Annotated in this window: 2 protein-coding genes and 1 riboswitch; of the genes, one reads left to right on the top strand and one right to left on the bottom strand. The window is 60.3% G+C overall.

Features of this window, described 5'->3' with window-relative positions:
- Nucleotide 1: 1 nt before the first annotated feature.
- Nucleotides 2–253: a hypothetical protein gene (locus ABEL04_RS00630; RefSeq protein WP_375800436.1), complete on the bottom strand. Its 252-nt coding sequence runs from the start codon at nt 251–253 to the stop codon at nt 2–4.
- Nucleotides 254–1246: 993 nt separating this feature from the next.
- A riboswitch (adenosylcobalamin-variant (AdoCbl-variant) riboswitch) is annotated at nt 1247–1305 on the top strand.
- 243 nt (nt 1306–1548) lie between these two features.
- Between ABEL04_RS00630 and ABEL04_RS00625 the strand changes: the two genes are divergently transcribed.
- Nucleotides 1549–2218, top strand: a 670-nt coding sequence (locus ABEL04_RS00625; protein ID WP_375800435.1) for a ribonucleotide reductase N-terminal alpha domain-containing protein, incomplete at its 3' end; no start/stop codon positions are given.

Below are 2218 nucleotides of genomic sequence, written 5' to 3'. Positions count from 1 at the left end.
GCTACCCAATCAGCTTCTTGCGACCTGTTCGGTAAAACTGCTCCCTTTCGGCCCGGGCCCTTCGGTATGCGGTCTCAATCCGCTCCCGAAGCACACCGCTTGTCGCCGAGATGACGAATGACACCGGGGCCAGAAGCGTGTGAGTGATCAGAAACCCAACAAAGTGAGGACGAGACTGTGGCCGACTAAAGACGTACGTCTCGACTGCCATGTACATCGTCCAGAGAAAGGTGAGCGTAATGTATGCGGTCATATAATGCCTACGTATTTGGTTTAAAAATTTGCCTGAATGCGGACAAAACTCTGTCCGGCAGTAGAGAGATTCCAGGCAGAAGGAGGCCGAAAACGGCCAATCTGCCCGGTTTCATCCAACTATCTGTCATAAAAGCAACAAGATTATGGGGGGTAGAGTTTTGTACTGGTAGGATTTTCACCACCACGATCATTCGATGAAGGAAGCGCTCCCAATTGTTAGGTCGACATGAAGAGTATGGCGAAAAAATGTTACATTCCTGGCGGAGAGTTCTGCTCGGCTACCCAGACGAGGGACCGCGTCTTCGAAGCGAGCAGGCGAGAGTGCAGGCATGGCCTCGTTCGCCCGCCCACGCCGATCTACGCCGCTTCTAGCCCGCTCTCTGGGGCCGACTGTCGCTACTGGACTGCCGGAGAAGACCGCTTGGCTCGCGCAGGTGCAGGATGATCTGATGCCCGCGGTTTCCACTCCCAGGGGAGAGGCCCGAAAAAGCAGATTAGCCCCCGCATTGACCTGGTAGGGCGGTCTGGATTCAGGTCCCGATCCGCGGTGCCAGCCTCGCTCCGGTCCGGCAGGTTCCCAGCGCCGAGCAGCACTGTGCAGGACAGCGCTAGGAGACAGTGTGCTGTTCTCTCGAAAGGATGGTGAGAGCAGCACTTAACGATGTGGACAGAGGGGCTTTCACTTAGCGTTGTGAAAGTGGTTAACCAGGCGTCAATTTGGGGTATGATAGCGGTCGTCCAGGCACCCCCCTTATTAGAGAAGAAGGTCCCGCGGGAGAATTCACAAAAACGGCGTTCCCCGCCGGAGCGCCGCATATCGGGGCTGCAGGGGCCAATCAGCTGTTCCCAATAACAGCACACGGCAGAATCCATTTGATACTCTGACGCCGGACACCTACCGTACGTAACGTACATACAAAACCGCGTCCCCTTCGGGGTCGTGCTGTCGTGGCACGGCGGCAGGCGCCGCACCCTGCACTCGCCTGCGCCTCGGGGAAAGCCCGGTGAAAGTCCGGCGCTGTCGCGCAACGGTTACAGCCCGAATGCCCGCTCGGAGAGGGATCATGCCTCGCCCTGGCCCTGGCCCGGACGAGGTCCTCGCGCGTTCCGAGGAACTGTGGTCCACGACGTGGAGATGATTCAACGGCGCTGGCTGGGGAGCACTCCGGGTAGCCCATCCTGCTCCCGCGAGGTCGACCAGCTCAGAGTCGCATCTCTCCAGCGCGCCCTGGTCCTCAAGACGCGCCCCGACTGATCTGAGGCTTCATTCATTTATCCGAAGCGCGCAACTTTATGTCCCAGCAGAACCCATCCTCCCCGGCCGAATCGTCCCCGCCCGACGTTGCCTCTCCCACGCAGAACGCCTCGAACGGACGACGGGTCTCGTCCCGGACGGCACAGAACGGGTCCAGCCAATACACGCTCTCGCAGAGCGATCTCGTTGCCGACGAGCGGACGAACGACGACATCTTCGAGACCGACATCTCCGAAGAGGTCTACGAGCAGAACTACCAGTACGGCACCGACGACCGAGTGCCGGACACGTGGTACCGGAATGCCCGAGCCATGGCGTCGGTTGAGGACGACACGGCCGCGTGGACCCGACGCTTCTATCAACTCCTGAGTGGCAAGGGGCTGGACACCGGCCCCTTCCCCTTCACCCCTGGCGGCCGAATCTTTGCGAATGCCGGGACTGGCCTCGGCAAGGCAACTTTGATAAACTGCTTCGTATCGGGGTTTCAGGGCTACGACCAGGACTCGATGGACGAGATCCAGGCGGAGCTGACCCGCCAGGCCAAGATTCTTGCCTCCGAGGGGGGCTATGGCTTCTGCGCCCATGTCATGCGGCCCCGGGGCGCACGCATTGGTGGAGTCGGCTCCATGACGCCCGGCGCCGTGCAGATGCTGGACGTCTGGAATAAGCAGGCCGCCACCATCGTCGCCGGCTCCGGCATGAAGTCCG

It is taken from the genome of Salinibacter sp., assembly GCF_042218895.1.
Classification (GTDB): Bacteria; Bacteroidota; Rhodothermia; order Rhodothermales; family Salinibacteraceae; genus Salinibacter.
The sequence above is the reverse complement of the archived record's forward strand: the minus strand, read 5'-3'. Positions and strand labels throughout refer to the sequence as shown.